Below are 16,695 nucleotides of genomic sequence, written 5' to 3' on the forward strand. Positions count from 1 at the left end.
TGCAAGGACCAGGAGCGGACAGCCTGCACGCCGCGTGCGGACCCGTACCGGGCATGCGAACCGTGCGTTGTGGCGTACGCCGAGAAGTTGCACGGGACGGGTCGAGCCCGATCGGCGAGTGCGTCATGATGGCCGCTCCTTCCCAGGAGGCTTCATCGCGATGCGTCGTGCCCTGCTCTCCGCCATCCTGATCCTCACCGCGCTCCCCGCGAGCGCCGCCGAGTCCCACTCCGATCGCGCCTGGCCGCGCATCCGCAAGGCCCGTGTCCAGCAACTGCTACCGGAGGCCATGGCTCGGGCGAAGGTGGATGCGTGGGTCGTGATCTGCCGTGAGAACGACAATGATCCGCTGGCCACGCACATCGGCTGTGAGAACGCCGGAGGCACCGCCGCCTTCCTCTTCCTGAAGCAGAAGGAGGGGATGCGCTCCATCGCGCTCTCGCCGGTCGGTGAGGCCCGGGCGCTCCAGGACGTGGGGCTCCACGACGAGGTGGTCCCCCTGGCGCGCGATGCGGACATCTACGTCCAGGTGGCCGCGAGGCTCGCCGAGGCAAAGCCCCAGCGCATCGCGGTGAACTCCTCTCGTACCCTGAAGATGGCGGACGGGTTGTCGGCCACCCAGCGCGAGCAACTCGAAGCGGCGCTGTCACCCACGCTGCGTCGCCGGCTCGTCTCGTCCGAGGAGCTCGTCTTCGAGTGGTTGTCGGTGAAGCTGCCCGAGGAGGTGGAGATCATGCGCCGGGCCGCCGCGCTGACGGCCTCGCTCGAGGAGGAGGCCTACCGCACCGTGGTGCCGGGGAAGACGCGCGACTTGGACGTGGCCCGCTTCCTCAAGAAGCGTATCGCCGAGCTGGGCGTGGAGGACGGTTGGGCTCCGGACCAGAACCCCAATGTGAACTCCGGCTCGGATCGCGGCCACTCGCACGCCACGGAGCGGGTCATCCAGCCGGGCGACTTCATCCAGACGGACTTCGGCATCAAGGTGGAGGGCATCTGGGTGACCGACATCCAGCGCTTCGCCTACGTGCTCGCCCCGGGCGAGACGCAGCCTCCGAAGGAGGCGCTGGAGAAGTGGGAGAAATCGAAGAAGGGCAGCCGGGTGGCGCTCGCGGCGCTGAAGCCGGGAGTGCGCGGCTACGACGTGGACAAGGCCCAGCGCGACTGGATGCGCGAGGCGGGCTCCGAGCCGGTGATGTGGGGCACGGGGCATCCCGTGGGCTACTGGGCGCACGACGTGGGCCCGGCGCTGTCGGGGGCCCAGTCGGACAAGCCTCCCACGGGCTGGGCGCTACGGCCCATCCGCCCCGGACAGGTCTTCGCCTTCGATGGCTTCTTCGCCTGGAAGCTCGCGACTCCCGGCGAGACGAAGACGCTCTCCGTCGAGGAGATGGCCGTGGTGACGGAGAAGGGTGCGGAGTACCTCATCCCTCCCCAGGAGGAACTCGTCCTCATCCCCTCGCCAGCGGGCTCTCCACAGCCAGGCAGCGGGAAGTGAGCCACAGGCGCGGAGGGGGGCTCTCCGCTCAAGAACGGCCGCTCAGAGGACCCAGCGGAACGTGAGGCTCATCCGCGGAGGGGCCTCGGGCTCTGGCGGCAGTGCGTGCATCCACTCGTCCTGCACGCGCTGCCGCATCACCAGCAGCGAGCCGCTGCCCAGCGATACATCCACGAGCTCATCCCTTGCCTCCTTCCTCCGGAACCGCAGGGTCCTCGGCCCGCCCAGGCTCACGATGGAGACGGTGGTACCCGGCTGGAGATGTTCGTAGGAGTCCGAGTGGAATCCCATGCTGGACGCTCCTTCCGGGTAGAAGTTGATGAGGCAGTTCGTGATGCGGTGCTGGACCTCGCGCTCGATCCGCCGCGCCAGTGTGTCCAGCTCTGGTGGCATGGGCACGTGCGGGTAGGTGATGCCGGAGTAGTTGTACGGTGCTCCGACGCTGGCGGTGAGCCGTGCTCGCATGCGGGTGTCCCACGTGCTGGTGCGCTGGAGTGAATCGAAGAGGGACGGAGGGTCCTGAACGAATGCCTCGAGGAGCCCGACCCCCTCGATGCGGGGATGCGGGTTCATGGCTTTCGCAAGCCCCTTCCGGTCACGAGGTACACGGCGAAGCTGCCCAGCCAGTGTCCGCCCTCGTAGTGGGCGCCCGTCACCGCCCGCAGACCCGCCTCGCGGTGGAGCTTCGCCGTCGTCTGGAGCGAGCGCAGCCGTTTGTCCGTGGGCGGAAGGCCGGACACGATTCCTTCCAGCATCCACGCACGGCTCAGGTTCAGGCCATCCAGGTGCGCGAGCTTTGGATCACTCGGGTCGGTCACCACCGCCGGCTCGAGCCAGGAGGGGGAGCCATCGGTGGGGATCTCCGGCAGGAAGGCACGCAGCCACGTGGCGAAGCGCGCCGGCGGCAGGACCCGCCTCATCAGGTCCGCCTCGGCGAGGCACGGCGAGACGAAGTCCTGGCCCGAGGGCTCGTAGGCGAGCGGGCCCCGGCGATCCTTCCCGTAGAACGTCTCCACCCGCTCCGTCAGGAGTTGCTCCATCGCGCGATCCTCCGTCTGCCGCGCCCAGTCCAGGACGAGCCCGAAGGCGAAGGCCGTCTGATCATGCTCGCCCACGCGGATGGGGCGCGAGAGCTTCGGGAGCCACTCGCGGAGCCGGGCAGCCGCGCTGGCCTCGAGGGGCTTCAGCGTGGCCGACCACTCGCGGGCCTGCGGATCGTCCCACTCCCTCAGCTCCGCCGCGAGCTGGAGCAGCCATGCCAATCCGTACGGGCGTTCGAAGGAGACCCGGCCCGGAGCGTTCAGGTAGCGCACCTCCGCGTCGATGTTCGCGGGTGTCAGGCTCTTCGCCACCGCCTCCCGAGCGCGTGCGGCGAAGGGCGCCTCCGGGAACGTCCGCGCCAGCCGCACGAGGAGCCAGTGCCCGTGGACGGCGGAGTGCCAGTCGTAGCAGCCGTAGAAGGCGGGGGTGAGCTCGCGCGGTGGCCGCACGTCTGCGTCGCCCTGCATCACGTGCGCGATCTTGTTCGGGTACTCGCGGTGGACACAGGAGAGCGCGAGCTCCGCGAAGCGCGTCGCGGCCTCGGCGCCGAAGTCCGGGGGCGGAGGAGTGCTGGCGGGGAGGGTGCTCATGAGGATCGTCAGCAGGAGAGGGGACGTCATCCGCGGGACTGTACCAACGCGGTGGAAGGCGCGGGGGCTCGGTGGCCGGCGAGCACTTCCCGGACATGGAGGCGCCCGGGAAGTGCTCTGTCGAAGGGTCAGTTGTTGAGCGCGCCAGCGAGGATCCACGAGCGGATGCGGGTGAGCTCGCCGGGATGCTCGTCGAAGTAGCCCGGATTGCCCTGGGGCATCCTGCCTCCGCAGGGCGGGTTGTCGGTGAGCTTCAGAACTATCAACGAGTTATCCGGCTCGTTCGGTGTCACGCGCTTCAGGCCGGAGGCGCCGCAGGAGGCGGGGCCCGTGCCCGCGGCTCCGACGTTGACGATGGAGGCGTAGGACTTGCCCTCGTCCAGGTTGAGCCCCCCTCGAGTGCCGCTGCTGCTGTTGTGGCAGAGGATGCACTGCGTGTTCCAGATGGGCTGGATGTCGTTGGCATACGTGGGGACCTTGACCTGCACGTCCACCGAGCGCGTCACGGAATCGGTGCCATCGGACACGGTGACCTTGAAGGTGTAGCTCTTGGCCGTGCTGATGTCGGACGAGCGCCACTGCGCGGCGGAGGCCGTCTCGTTCGTGAAGGTGCCCTCGCCGGCGGGTTCCGTCGTCCAGGAGTAGGTGAGCGGATCCCCATCCGGGTCGGTGGCGCCGATGGAGAGGTTGACGGTGTCACCGGCGATCACCGAGGTGGAGGAGACGGTGATGGCGCTGTCCACGGAGGGAGCGCGGTTGAGGGCGGGCACGTTGGCCACCGCCACGTCCACGGCGGCCTGGGCCGAGCCCCCCTTTCCATCCGAGACCGTCACCTGCAGGGTGAAGGTCGTGTTGCGCGAGAGGATGGGCGCCTTCCACGTGCGCGTTGCCCCGGTCTCGCTGCCGAAGGTGCCCGCCGGAGCCGCGGGGATCTGCGTCCAGGAGTAGGTGAGCGGATCCCCATCCGAGTCGGAGGCGGTCACCGAGAGGGTGGTGCTCGAGCCCTCGTCGACGGCGGTCGGCGTGGCGGTCACCAGGGTGATGGTGGGCTTGTGGTTGGGAGGGGGGATGGTGAAGGAGACGGGAGCGGAGGAGGTGTTGTTGCCCGCCGCGTCGAAGGCCTTGGCGGTGAGCTGGTAGCTCCCCTGGGCGCTCTTCGAGGAGTCCCAGGTGCACGAGAAGGTCGCGCCAGAGCTCTTGGCCGTCTCATCCGCGCAGGCGAGGGTGTCCGCGACGTAGAACTCGATCTTCGCCACCTTGCCGGAGTTGTCATCGGCGGTGGCCTCGAGCTTCCGCTGGCCGGTGACGGTCTCTCCCGCCGTCACTCCCCCCGTCACCCGGACGTTCGTCGGGGCCGTGGTGTCCTTCTCGTCCTCACCGCCCTGGAACAGATCGCATCCGATCCATCCCAGGCTCAGAAGCAGTACCGCATGGAACGACGTCCTCAGGGGCCGCCGGGTTGGCGGGGTCGGCTGAAACGCGTGCATGACTGTCCTCGCTATCGGGCACCCCTTCCGGGTACCCGGAGCCTTGGACTATCGCATGCCGGCCCCACCTGACGCCCCTGGCGCCAGGGTCTCAGCCCTGGGGCACCGACCAGCTGCCCGTCCACTCGGCGGGCTTGTCCGGGTGCAGCGAGCTGATCTTGTAGTTGCAGTGCTTCTCGCCGCTCGGGTCCGGGCTCCGGATGGTGTAGAGCGGCGACAGGCGCGAGCCGCGATCCGTCCCGGCGTACTGCACCTCGTACTCCTTGCTGGTGGTGTTCGTGGTGGTGGTCTCGCCGCGCTCCGTCTTGCGCGTCGTGGTGCACTGTGCCTCGAACTTCACCTTCCAGGTGCCCTTGTCGCCGACGCGCGGCACCTTGAGCTCGGCGCGCATCATGTACTCGCCCGGCGGCAGCTCCTCGGCGCTCGTGCCGAGGAACTCCTCGCAGTCGCGGCCCTGCCCCTTGCAGATGCCGATGCTCTGGTCGTTCCACGGCTGCACTCCCGCGCGCACGTCCGAGAGCAGCGGGCCGACCAGGCCCTCCTCGAAGGACGTGAGCCCGGAGGCGCCCGCTGAAGAAGAAGACGTGGCGCAATCCGTCGAGCCAGCCGCTCCAGCCGTACCTCCACCCTTGCACGCCATGAGCGTGCCCGCAGCCGTGATCGCCACGATGAATGTCCGCATGGTGTTCCCCCCTCGTGTTGTCGAGTGGGCGACCTCATAGCACCCGCTCCCGGGCCTGACTGTGAACAGGTTCACACCCGGGCGGGGCCCGGCTCAGGCCTGGGGCTCCTCGCTCTGCATGGGCAGCTCGATGGTGAAGGTGGCTCCGTGGCCGGGCCCCTCGCTGTCGCAGGTGAGGCTTCCCGCCATCTCGATGGCCGCCAGCGCACTGATGTGCAGCCCGAAGCCGTGGCCGTCCTTCTTGGTGGTGAATCCCTGGGTGAAGAGCCGCGCGAGGTGCTCCGGCGCGATGCCCTTCCCGTTGTCGGACACCTGGATGCGCAGCCGGTCGTCGGGGGCGGGCTCGACGCGGATGGTGAGGCGCTTGTCCGGGCGGCCACTGTCGGCCAGCGCATGGCGCGCGTTGCTCAGCAGGTTGAGGACGATCTGCATCAGCTTGTGCCGATCCAGCAGGATGGGCGGCACGTCGGCGTACTCGCGGCGGATCTCGATCTTCGCGCGCTCGAAGGAGGTGGCGTGCAGGCGCAGGGCGTCGTCGATGAGCCGCGTCACCGGGATCAGCTCCGCCATGCCGGAGAAGCGCGCGTGCTCCTGCTGCATGCTGACGATGGACTTGACGTGCTCGAGCCCCTCCGTGAGCGTGCGCTGCTCGGCCAGCAGCGCCTGCTGCTCCTCGGCCAGCTGTCGCGAGAGCGCGAGGAGGTAGGCCGGGAGCTGCCGGCCGCGGGGATCCTTGCTGAGGAAGGCGCAGAGATCGCCCTCGTGCTCCCGCAGCAGCTCCGCCGCGCGAGCGAGCCCTCCCACCCGCAGGCCCTGGAGGCGCTCGGTGACGAGGCTGGCCGAGACGTTCACGCTGTTGAGGGTGTTGCCCACGTTGTGCAGCAGCCCCGTGGCCATCTCCGCCATGCCCGCCTGCCGTGAGACATCCAGCAGGGTGCGGTGCATCTCGCTGAGCTTCATCTCGGCCTCCTTGCGCTCGGTGACATCCCGCCCGAAGAGGGTCAACCCCAGCGGCCGGCCGTCCTCCCCGAAGATGGGATTGAAGGAGATGTCCACCACATGCTCCCCGTCCGACCGGGTGTGGACGTCCTCGACCCTCACGCGCTGCCCGTTGAAGGCCTGCGCCATGCGCTGTCTCATCCCCTCCTGGACGTTGGCGAGCTCCTGGGGGAGGAGCGGCTCGCCCGGCATGAGCTCCTTGCCGAAGAGCTCGCGGGAGATCCGCCGCATCGCCGAGTTGGCGACGATGACCCGTCCCTGCGTGTCGATCGAGCACACCAGGTCATCGGTGTTCTCGATGAGGCTGTGCAGCTTGCGCTCGCTGTCGCGCAGCGCGCTGTGGGCCTGGAGGCGCGAGGTGGTGTGCAGCCAGCTCACCACCCAGATGAGCAGGATGCAGACAGCGGCGCTGGCATCCACGATCCACAGATGGCCTGGCAGCAGGGGCTTGAACACAAAACCGGGCTGGGCCGTGTAGAGCGGATGGACGATGCCCACGAATGCGCTCAGGAACACCGTGAGGAGGAGGCCCTGGCGTGCCCCCACCAGGTAGACCGACAACGCGGGGACGAGCATGGCCACCGCGTGCGAGGCCGTGTAGGGCCGGTGGCTGGTGAGGCTGGTGAACATGAACGCGGCGGCGATGGTCGTGCAGACGAGCATCGCGGAGAGCTCGTGCGAGGCGCGGCGGCGCAGCAGCACCAGCGCGAGCGTGTTCATGAGCGTCGAGAAGAGCCCCACCGAGCCGTGGATCCAGGGTTGGGGACTGACCGGGGTCGAGGCCAGGGTCATCCCGTCGATCACCAGCATCATCAAGGTGATGGAGACCAGCACCCGGTAGCGGCCGAGATCCTCCGGTGCCGCTCGGCGCAGCGGCTCCGACAGGCAGACGTCCAACCGCTCGAGGATCCACATTCCGAGCCTCCGGTGTGTCTGCTCGGGTTCGTGTGGCCTCGCCAGCACAGGACCCGCCTGTCCCGCCTTGATGGTGGAAGTGCTCGACATGACGAAGGTTCGCCCCCCACGCCGCGTGCCCGCGGACGGTCTGCGCGTAATCATACATCGTCAGCGTGAAGCGCCGTTCCCTCCGGAATGTTGGCGTCTCCAGGGGCGGGCGCTCGCCCGGCGTGCGTCCAGGGTCCCAGGCTTTTGAGTGTTACGGAGTCAAACCTTCGGAGTGTCTCTCTCGTGCGGGGAGGGCTTGCCTCCCGGTATGGAGGGTCGGACGTTGTCGGGCTGGGAGGGCCGTTGCACATGGCGCCACGGACTTCTTCGCCTCTTCGACGGGCAGGCCGCTGCAGTCGCTGTTGATGGGCAACCCGCAGCGGTTGGTGGACAGCCTGCCCATGGCGTACGCGGTGGGCTCGGCGAATAGCGGCCAGTGCTCGGTGGCGTGGGAGGCGCCTCGGCGTGCGCGCGTCCTGCTCGATCGCGACTTCTTCCCCTGCGCGTATGTGGAGGGCGCGCTGACGGCGGCGCTCGAGGTGATGGGCGCGCGTGAGCCGCGGGTGGGCGCTCTGCTGCAGGGGCCTCTCTCCTGCGAATACGTGCTGACCTGGAGTTGAGGCCCACCTCCGCGAGGGCAGGTATTAGGATGGGGCCATGCAGCTGGCCATCCCCCACGCTCCCAGACGCGTCCCCTTGTCGAAGGTCCCCGGCTCCATCGCCCGGCTCGTCCGGGTGGCGCTCGCGGGGTGGATGTTGATGGCGGTGCTGGGCGTGGGCGCGTGGGCCCTGGGCCGCTTCGTGGTGGAGGAGCAGGCCTTCGTCGCCCGGGCCGAGGAACTGGAGGGGCAGGTGGCCGCGATGACGCTGCCGCCCCGGGGCGAGCGCGAGGGCGCCGAGGCGAAGCTGGAGGTGCTCTACGCCGTGGGATCGGTGCGCTACTCGGCCAGCGGCGTGCGCACCCATGCCGAGTACGCCGAGGGGCTGGCACCGGGCGCCCGCGTCAAGCTGTTGGTGGATCCCCTCGTGCCGGACAAGCCCCGCGAGGCGGCCTTCGTGCGCGAGCGTGCGCGGGCCCTGGGTCTGGTGCCCTGGGGGTTGGGGCTCGGGGCGCTCGTGGCCGTGGGCCTCTTCGCTCGCGAGCTGCGGCGGACGCTGCGCGCGGAGTTGGAGCCTCTGCGCAAGGGCATGCTGGTGTGGCTGACGCCGGAGGGCCCCCTGCCGGAGTCCCGCCGGGAGGTGCTCTTCCCCGCCACCTACCGCAAGGAGACGCAGACGCTCGCGGTGCGCGCGCGGCTGCGCCCCGGTAAAGCCCCCGTGCGCAACGGAGAGAAGGTGCTGGCGGCGGTGCTGTCCTCACTGCCCGGACAGGCCCGCGTCATCGACGAGGAGCTCGCCCGGGCCCTGGGCTGGGTGCGCTGAGGCCCGCCCGGTTCCGAATCCCTTGGAGGGCGAAAATTTGCGGGGGTAGGGGGGCCGTGACACACGTCTGTAGCCCTCGCCGTCCTTGGAGGACCCCTCATGCTCCTTCGCCTCGTCCTGCTGCTGGCCCTGCTGTCGCCGATCGTCGCCCAGGCGAAGCGTGACCCGGCCGAAGAGGCCTATGAGGAGGCCCGCAGGTCCTACTACGCCCTCAAGGACGACGCGGCGCGGCGCAAGCTGCGCCACAACTGGCTCAACGTCACTCGCAAGTTCGAGTCCGTGGCCAGCCGCTTCCCCAAGAGCCAGCGCGCTCCGGAGGCCCTCTACACCGCCGCGGAGCTGCTCAACGAGCTCAGCCGCATCTCCTTCGTCACCGAGGACCAGCAGGCCGCCATCTCCGACTACACCCGTGTGGCCGAGGGGCATTCGCGGCACCGGCTCGCGGACGACGCGGCGTTGACCCTCGCGCGCATCTACTTCGAGCGGCTGGATCAGCCCGAGGCGGCACGCCGCGTCATCAACGGCATCCTCGCGGCCAACCCCAAGGGCGATCGCGTCCGGGAGCTGAAGGCGCTGCTGGCCTCGCTGCCTCCGCCCCCGCAGCCCAAGGCACCCGCTCCCTCACGCGGCAAGAGCCCGGCACGTCCTCCAGAGCCGACGCCCGCCCCCGCGGTGGCCAGCGCCGAGCCCTCCAAGTCCGCCACGTCCGAGTCTTCCAAGCAGGCTCCGGCCGAGCCGCCGGTGATTCGTGTCGAGCTGTCCAAGCCCGCCGAGTCCGCCCCCGCGCCCGCCGTGGCTTCCGCCTCGGGAGGGGAGCGGCCCGGCACATCGCCGCTGCTCGAGGCCATCAACCAGCAGGCGCGTGAGCCCGCCGCGAAGCAGACCCCACCCGCGCAGCCGGTGGCCGTCGTCGAGGCGAAGCCGGTGGAGTCCAAGCCCACCGAGACGAAGTCGGCGGATTCCAAGCCGACCGAGACGAAGTCAGTGGAGACGAAGCTGGCGGAGGCGAAGCCCACCGAGTCGAAGCCCGTGGAGGCGAAGCCGGTGGAGTCCAAGTCCACCGAGACAAAGCCCACCGAGTCGAAGCCCGCTCCGGCCGAGGCGCTCGCGTCCAACAAGCCCGTGACCGCCCCGGTGGACGAGCACGTCGCACAGGCCCGGCTCAAGGCCGTGGCCAAGGTGTCCAACGTCTCCGAGCTGACGCTGGCGGAGCAGCTCGGGCTGAAGGTTCGCCGCGTGGTCATCGACGCGGGCCATGGCGGGCACGACACCGGTGCCATCGGCCGCAAGGGCACCCAGGAGAAGGTCGTGACGCTGGCCATCGCGCAGAAGCTCGCCCGCGAGCTGCGTGCCCGGGGGCTCGAGGTGATGCTCACCCGCGAGGACGATCGCTACCTCAAGCTGGAGGAGCGCGCCCGCCTGGCCAATGAGATGAAGGGCGATCTCTTCATCTCCATCCACTGCAACTCGGCGCCCACCTCGAAGCTGCGCGGCATCGAGACGTATACGCTCAACACCTCGTCGGACCGCTACTCCATCCGGCTGGCGGCGCGCGAGAACGCCTCCTCGGAGAAGGGCATCAGCGACCTCCAGTTCATCCTCGCGGACCTGGCCACCAAGGCCAACACCGAGGAGTCCACCCGGCTGGCCACCCAGGTGCAGAAGAACCTCGTGAGCCACCTGTCCGGCAGCTACGACAGCGTGAAGAACCTGGGCACCAAGGAGGCGCTCTTCTACGTGCTCCTGGGCGCGAAGATGCCCGCCATCCTCGTGGAGACGGCCTTCCTGTCCCACTCCGAGGAGGAGAAGCGTCTGGCCTCGGAGACGTACCAGGAGGACGTGGCCCAGGCCATCGCCCATGGCGTGGAGGACTTCCTCGGGGGCCGCCGCAAGATGGCCACGGTGCAGGTGGATTAACGAGGCTTCAGCTCCTCGGCCAGCAGCTGGAGGAGCGCCCGGACGCGTGGCACCGACTGCCGGCCCGGCACGCACAGCGCATGCACCGGAGGGCCCTCGGCGGCGTGGTCCGCGAGCACCTCGACGAGCCGCCCATCCCTGACACGCTCGTCGAGCATGAAGTCCAACACCTGGCAGAGGCCCGCTCCCGCGGTCGCGAGCTCCAGGAGCGCGGGCCCGTGGTCCACGTCGAGCGTCCCCCCGGTACGAATCTGCTCGGAGGGGCCTCCGGGCTCGCGGCGGAACACCCACTCGCGGACCGTGCCGCGCGTGGCGACGAACTTGAGGCACTGGTGGTTCACGAGCGCGTCCGGGTGGTTGGGCGTCCCGTGGCGCGCGCGGTATGTGGGCGAGGCGAGCGTCACCCAGCGCGTGCGCAACAGGAGCTGCCCCACGAGGCTGGAGTCCTCGAGCTCGCCGATACGCAGTGCCACGTCGATCTGCTCGTCGACCAGGCGGCTGAAGCGATCTCCCAGGCGCACGTGCAGCGTGAGCCCGGGATGGCGTGCCTGGAGACGGGCGAGCCTCGGCAGGACGAGCGGGCCGAGGATGTAGGGCAGCGTCACGGTGAGCGGCCCCCGGGGAGCACGCTGGGCCTGCGCCACGAGCTCGCGCGCCGCGTGCACCTGGGCCACGGCCTCTCGCGCACGTTCCAGGAAGGACTCGCCCTCGGACGTGAGGGCTACCTGCCGGGAGGTCCGCTCCAACAGCCGGACCCCGAGGTCCGCCTCCAGTTTCTGGATCGCCTTGCTCACCGCCGCCGTGGAGACGCCGAGCCGCTCGGCGGCCCGTCGGAAGCTGCGCTCCTGGGCCACGTGGACAAAGGGGAGGATGCCGGCGAACAGGTCCATGGAGGTCCATCATCAACCCAGGGTTGACGATGCTTCAACTCCCGAGGGCTCGATCAGCACCCGGTTGACGCCTACCTTTGGGGCTGTCAGGCGCCAGACAGGGGGCGCCCACGGAGGAACGGTCATGAAGATCGCGGTTCTCGGCACGGGAATGGTCGGCGAGACGATCGCCAGCAAGCTGGTCTCGCTCGGGCACGAGGTGAAGATGGGCTCTCGCTCGGCGAACAACGAGAAGGCGGCGGCCTGGGTGAAGAAGGCCGGCCCCAAAGCCTCGCAGGGCACGTTCGCGGAGGCCTCCTCCTTCGGGGAGATCCTCTTCAATTGCACGTCGGGCTCAGGGTCGATCGAGGCGCTCGAGGCCGCTGGGCGGCAGAACCTCCGGGGGAAGATCCTCGTCGATATCGCCAACCCGCTCGAATTCACCAAGGGCATGCCGCCCACCCTGTTCGTCTCCAACAACGACTCGCTCGGCGAGCGCATCCAGCGCGCCTTTCCCGAGCTGAAGGTGGTCAAGACGCTCAACACCATCAATGCCAGCGTGATGGTGGAGCCGGGGCGGCTTCCCGGGGCGCATGCCGTGTTCGTCTCCGGCAACGACGTCGAGGCGAAGGGTCAGGTGAAGCAGATCCTCGAGGGGTGGTTCGGCTGGAAGGAGATCATCGACCTGGGCGACATCACCACCTCGCGCGGCACCGAGAGCTATCTGCTGCTGTGGCTCCGCCTCTGGGGCGCGCTCGGGACCCCGGAGTTCAACATCCACATCGTCAAGAAGGGCTGAGCTCCATGGGCCGCGCACCCGCCAGTCGCGGTTCAATTGAGGACGCGGCGGGCGGGTTCTCCCTGGGTCCCGGTAGAGGCTGACGCCGGAGGCTGGCGTGCGATCTGCTCGCTGGCCGCCTGGAGCACCTTCGCCCTCGCGCCCTCGGGATCGCGGAAGAAGTGCGGCGTCCACAGGCGCACCAGCTTCCATCCCTGGCCCTCCAGCATGGCCGTGCGGAACAGGTCCCATTCCACCGGATCCGCCGCCTTCGGGTAGCGCGTGCCGTCGCACAGCACGCCCACCGTGACATCGCCGGGACGGCGGGGATGGTGCAGGGCCACGTCCACGCAGAATCCGTCGTTGCCCCAGTGCACGTCCGAGGAGACCCCGTGCGCCCGCGCCAGATCCTCCGCCAGCGCCCGCGCGAAGGCCGAGCCCGCCTCCGATTCGCGCGCGTGGACCACCGGCTCCGGTTGCTCCCGTGCCTCCTCCACCTGTCCGGACGCGCGCTCGTACTCCTCGGCGAGCCGCTCGGCATACTTCAGGTAGGCGAAGAGCAGCCAGCCTCCGTTCGGCTTCCGGCCGCTCTCCACCGGGGGCAGCGCCGAGTACACCTCACGCGGAATGGACGTCACCAGGTGCACCATCTGCCGCGCTCGCGTCACCAGCACGTTCAGCCGCCGCCCTCCGCCCGCGCTCCCCAGAGGCCCGAAGCGCCGGTAGAAGCGCCCCTTCGCGTCGGGACCGTATGTGGTGCTGATGATGATGTGGTCGCGCTCGTCTCCCTGGACGTTCTCCAGGTTCTTCACGAAGAGCCCCTCGAAAGAGCCCTCGCCGCGCCGCACCCGTGCCGCCGCCAGCTTCGCCGCGAAGTCCGCGTCCGCCGCCGCCATCTCCTCCAGCACCTCGACGATGGCGTCCCGCTGCGTCAGGTTGAAGCACGCCACGCCAATGGAGGGCGGCTCTGGCCGTGAGAGGAGCTCCTTCACCAGCGCCCCCACCGCCCGCGCCTCCACCGGGTTCACCCGCTTCTCGTACGAGCCTCCGGCGTGCAGCAGCCGCAGGGGCGCGTGCTCCACCCGGTTGGACGGGTGCCCCGGAATGGCCTGCAGCCGCGAGTCATAGAAGTGCTCGTTGCTGAACCCGATCAGATCCGCGTTCTGTGAGCGGTAGTGCACGTCCAGGTAGCACTGATCGATCTCCAGGTTCAGCGCCGCCCCGAGCAGATCCTCCACCTCGGACTGTTGATCCTCGAAGAGGCCCTGCTCGTCCTCGGCGTCCAGCTCCTCCTGGCTCTGCACGACCGCGGTCTCGAAGAAGCGCGTGGGCGGGAGTTGCTTGGGATCTCCCGCGATCACCACCCGCTTCGCTCGAGTCAGCACCGGCAGCGCTTCCTCCAGCCGGCACTGCGAGGACTCGTCGAAGATGACCACGTCGAAGAGCTCCCGGCGGGGGAAGATCTGCGCCACGGTCTGGGGGCTCGCCATCCACACCGGCCGCATGTCGAAGAGGGGATCTCCTCCCTCGACGCTGGCACCCGCGGCGATCACCTGGCGTACCCTCAGCGCGCGCTCACCGCGCAGCAACAGGCGCCGGCGCAGCTCCGCGCCCTGCCCGTTGATCCGTCCTCCCGTGGACGCGAGCAGCCGCTCGCGCTGACGCTCCGTCCAGCGGTGGAGGATGACGTCGCGCACCAGCTCGCGCTTGCTCACTTCCAGGGCTCGGTAACGGGTCTGGCTCGCGTGGTTCCGATCCGCGTCGATGTTCTGGAGCACCGGGTTCTCCCGCACCCGTGCCGAGACCTCGGCGGCCAGCACCGCCTTGCGCACCGCGCGCCAGCCACCCTCCGCGTCCGCGCCAGCCTGGGCCAGCTTCTCGGCCGCCGTGCCGAGCGCCGGAGGGAGTCCGTTCACCAGCGCCTGGATTCGCAGCAGCCCCTCCACGGTGGACACCCGCGTGGCGAGTGACGCGAGCAGCGGCTGGACCTGTGTGCCCGCGCGCAAGGCCCGGCCCTGGGCCACGCGCCAGGCGTGGGAGAAGAGGCCCACCTCGGTCAGCCGGGCCTCCAGCCGGGCCACGGCCTCGCCCCGAACGGCCGACTGGCGCAGTCCCGCGATCATCCGTGCCCGTGCCGGCTCATCGCCCCTCAGTGCGTCCCGGACCACCTGCCGGCAGGAGGCGAGCGCGGGGCGTTCCAACTGCAAGAGCACGTCGAAGAGCGCGGCGTGGGTCCGCAGGCTGCGGGCGAGCTCCTCGTCCGGGAGGGACTCGTTGGGGGCGGGGGAGAGGACGCCGTGGTGGAACTCGGTGAGCAGGAGCCGTGCACGCACGCCCGTGAGGAAGCGGGAGACGCGCTCGGCTGTCTCGGCTCCCACCGTGAGCCCGAAGCGCATCAGGACCTGCGCGGCCTTCGCCCTCCGGGTGAAGAAGTAGAGGAAGCGGTACCACTTGCGTGACACCTGTAGCCACGCCGCCAGGAACGCCAACCACTGGCCCAGCATCCCCAGCCCTTGCGGCTCGGAGCGGTGCACCAGCGCCAGCTCCGCGTCCAGCGGGCCCTCGTTCAACAGCTTCACCTGGGGCGCCAGTCCTTCGAGCTGCGTCTTCGTCGCCTGCACCGCCTCGGACATGGACGAGGCCCAGCGCGTCAGCCACTCGGGACGCGCCTCCTTCAGGACCCCCTCCAGCTTGTCGGCGAGCTCGGCGCGTGCCCGGCCCTCGGCGACCAAGTCTCCGGTGGGGGCGAAGGCGGGGATGTCCGGGGAGGTCTGGGCATCCGCCTCTCGCGCGGCCTCCACGGCGGACGTCATCCGCTCGCGGTAGGTGGCGAGCGGCGTGGACAGGTAGTCCTTCAGCTCGGTACCCAGCGCGGTGCGCCAGGGGTTGTCCGGGTAGCCTTCCTTCACGGCGCGATCCAACACCTCGCGGACCTCGCGCTCGTGGGGGCGCGCCTCGGCCAGCCGGAAGGTGCCGAGGCTGTCCGTCGCGCGTGTGAGTGACTCCGGGGCCTCCTGGCCGAGCCACTGGCCCACCAGCTCGTGGAAGGAAGGCTCGGTGCCTCCGGCGGGGCGCTCGGAGAGGGCGCGCTCGGCGGAGGACAGCTCGTCGTGGAGCGATTGCATCTCCGCGTCCACGCGAGAGAGCTCGGCCCGCGCGGCGGGGTTCGCCTTGGCCTCGGTCAGGGTGTCGAGCTGTTCGCGGATGCCCAGGTAGAGCTCGCGCTGATCCCGCTGTGCGTCGTGCACCACCGCGCAGAGGGAGCCCAGACCCAGATGCTCCAACCGGTGCTTCACCACGTCGAGCGCGGTGCGCTTGTCGCAGACGAGCAGGACGCGCTCTCCACGCGCCAGATGGTCACCGATGGCATTGGCGATGGTCTGGGATTTACCCGTACCCGGAGGCCCATGGACCACGAGGCCCCGGCTGCTGCGCGCGAGCCGCACCGCCCGTGCCTGGCATGGATCCGCATGCGAGACGAGCCGGTCCTCGCCCGCGCGCCAGGTGCCCTGGGCAGCGGCTTGTGCCTTGGGCGTCCCGCCGGCTCCAAGGGAGACGCCCACGCGCAGGAAGCTCTCGATGGGACCCTGGATGGGCTCGCCGTCCACGAAGGCCCGCATGTCGTCCACGAGGCTCTGGTTGGACAGGGGATAGAGGCCGAGCACGGCGCATGGGAGGATGGCGGCTCCGGTCGCGGTCTCGTCCTCCGAGCGTGGGGTAGGGGAGAGCGGCGTCTCCGGGGTGAAGGGCTCGGGCGCGGGCAACTCGAGGGCCCTGGCCACGGCCGCCGACAACTCGTTGATCTCGCGCCAGGGATCCTGGCCCTGCTCGTCGGCGAACAGCTCCCCGAGGCGCTTGCCGGTCTGCCGCTCCACCCATGCGATGAGGGCGGTGTTGGGCATGACGCGATCCACGCCATCGGCGGCGGCCTCCAGCTCCACGCCAGGAGCACGGCCCTTCTTGAGGGTGAGGCGCACGGGGATGAAGGCGATGGGAGCCAGGACGCGCCGGGTGCCCGCGAAGCCCCGTTTGTCTTTCGAGTCCGGAGGCAGGTGGAGCAGGGGGAAGCCGACGTGAAGCACCTGCGCACCGGTGTCCTGCTCGAAGGTGCGGGCGTCCTCGGTGATGGTGGAGAGCTTGCGCAGCAGGGCTTGCCGCTCGTCGTCCTCGCGCCGGGCCGGGGCGTCCGCGGCATCCTTCGTGGGGCTCGTGGCGCGCACGGAGAGCTTCGCTGTGGCTTTCTCTCCGAGGAGCCCGGCAAGCACGGTGTGGGGCGGGATTCCGTCCAGCCGGCTCAGCAGCGTGAGGTCCACGCGCTGGCGGCTGTTGTGGGGACGGCAGTTGATGCTCGGTCCCGATGCGAGCGAGGCATACAGGCGATCGAGCATCTTCTCGAGGATGCGATTGCGCGGCTCCGACAGGGCGCACCTCCCAGGGGTGGGGCACCTTTAGCACGGTTCCCCTCGTGGA

Annotated in this window: 12 protein-coding genes; 5 read left to right on the plus strand and 7 right to left on the minus strand. The window is 69.7% G+C overall.

Going from position 1 to position 16,695, the window contains the following annotated elements:
• Positions 1-160: 160 nt before the first annotated feature.
• A complete protein-coding gene (locus tag DAT35_RS03405) occupies positions 161-1,495 on the plus strand; it encodes a Xaa-Pro peptidase family protein (RefSeq protein ID WP_108065403.1) in 1,335 nt (444 codons plus the stop codon).
• A 42-nt stretch (positions 1,496-1,537) separates the two neighbouring features.
• On the opposite strand, the gene DAT35_RS03410 is transcribed toward DAT35_RS03405, so the two are convergent.
• From DAT35_RS03410 to DAT35_RS03430, 5 genes are all read right to left on the minus strand, one after another.
• A complete protein-coding gene (locus DAT35_RS03410; RefSeq protein ID WP_108065404.1) occupies positions 1,538-2,068 on the minus strand; it encodes an alpha-ketoglutarate-dependent dioxygenase AlkB in 531 nt (176 codons plus the stop codon).
• Positions 2,065-3,156 (minus strand): DUF2891 domain-containing protein, encoded by a 1,092-nt coding sequence (locus DAT35_RS03415; protein ID WP_108065405.1) that lies wholly within the window; start codon positions 3,154-3,156, stop codon positions 2,065-2,067. Before DAT35_RS03415 ends, DAT35_RS03410 begins: the two co-directional genes overlap by 4 nt.
• 98 nt (positions 3,157-3,254) lie before the next feature.
• Entirely contained in the window at positions 3,255-4,613 is a 1,359-nt protein-coding gene (locus DAT35_RS03420) for an Ig-like domain-containing protein (protein ID WP_108065406.1), read from the minus strand.
• A 91-nt stretch (positions 4,614-4,704) separates the two neighbouring features.
• Positions 4,705-5,295 (minus strand): hypothetical protein, encoded by a 591-nt coding sequence (locus DAT35_RS03425; RefSeq protein WP_108065407.1) that lies wholly within the window; start codon positions 5,293-5,295, stop codon positions 4,705-4,707.
• Positions 5,296-5,388: 93 nt separating this feature from the next.
• Positions 5,389-7,209: a nitrogen regulation protein NR(II) gene (locus DAT35_RS03430; protein WP_108065408.1), complete on the minus strand. Its 1,821-nt coding sequence runs from the start codon at positions 7,207-7,209 to the stop codon at positions 5,389-5,391.
• 212 nt (positions 7,210-7,421) lie between these two features.
• Between DAT35_RS03430 and DAT35_RS03435 the strand changes: the two genes are divergently transcribed.
• From DAT35_RS03435 to DAT35_RS03445, 3 genes are all read left to right on the plus strand, one after another.
• Complete coding sequence (locus tag DAT35_RS03435; protein ID WP_158501532.1) at positions 7,422-7,859, plus strand: TIGR02265 family protein; 438 nt, start codon at positions 7,422-7,424, stop codon at positions 7,857-7,859.
• Between the two features lie 37 nt (positions 7,860-7,896).
• Entirely contained in the window at positions 7,897-8,661 is a 765-nt protein-coding gene (locus tag DAT35_RS03440; protein WP_108065410.1) for a DUF3592 domain-containing protein, read from the plus strand.
• A 99-nt stretch (positions 8,662-8,760) separates the two neighbouring features.
• Positions 8,761-10,578 carry an N-acetylmuramoyl-L-alanine amidase gene (locus DAT35_RS03445; RefSeq protein ID WP_108065411.1) on the plus strand — a complete coding sequence of 606 codons (1,818 nt, stop codon included), beginning with the start codon at positions 8,761-8,763 and terminating at the stop codon, positions 10,576-10,578.
• Here DAT35_RS03445 and DAT35_RS03450 read toward each other — a convergent pair.
• Positions 10,575-11,468 (minus strand): LysR family transcriptional regulator, encoded by an 894-nt coding sequence (locus DAT35_RS03450; RefSeq protein ID WP_108065412.1) that lies wholly within the window; start codon positions 11,466-11,468, stop codon positions 10,575-10,577. The two genes, DAT35_RS03445 and DAT35_RS03450, sit on opposite strands and share 4 nt — an antisense overlap.
• Before the next feature lie 124 nt (positions 11,469-11,592).
• On the opposite strand from DAT35_RS03450, the gene DAT35_RS03455 reads away from it, so the two are divergent.
• Entirely contained in the window at positions 11,593-12,246 is a 654-nt protein-coding gene (locus tag DAT35_RS03455) for an NADPH-dependent F420 reductase (RefSeq protein ID WP_108065413.1), read from the plus strand.
• Between the two features lie 32 nt (positions 12,247-12,278).
• Here DAT35_RS03455 and DAT35_RS03460 read toward each other — a convergent pair whose 3' ends face one another.
• Positions 12,279-16,646, minus strand: a complete 4,368-nt coding sequence (locus DAT35_RS03460; protein WP_255415138.1) for an AAA domain-containing protein — start codon at positions 16,644-16,646, stop codon at positions 12,279-12,281.
• Positions 16,647-16,695: the final 49 nt, after the last annotated feature.

Origin of the sequence: Vitiosangium sp. GDMCC 1.1324 (genome assembly GCF_003044305.1) — a bacterium.
Taxonomy (GTDB): Bacteria; Myxococcota; Myxococcia; order Myxococcales; family Myxococcaceae; genus Archangium.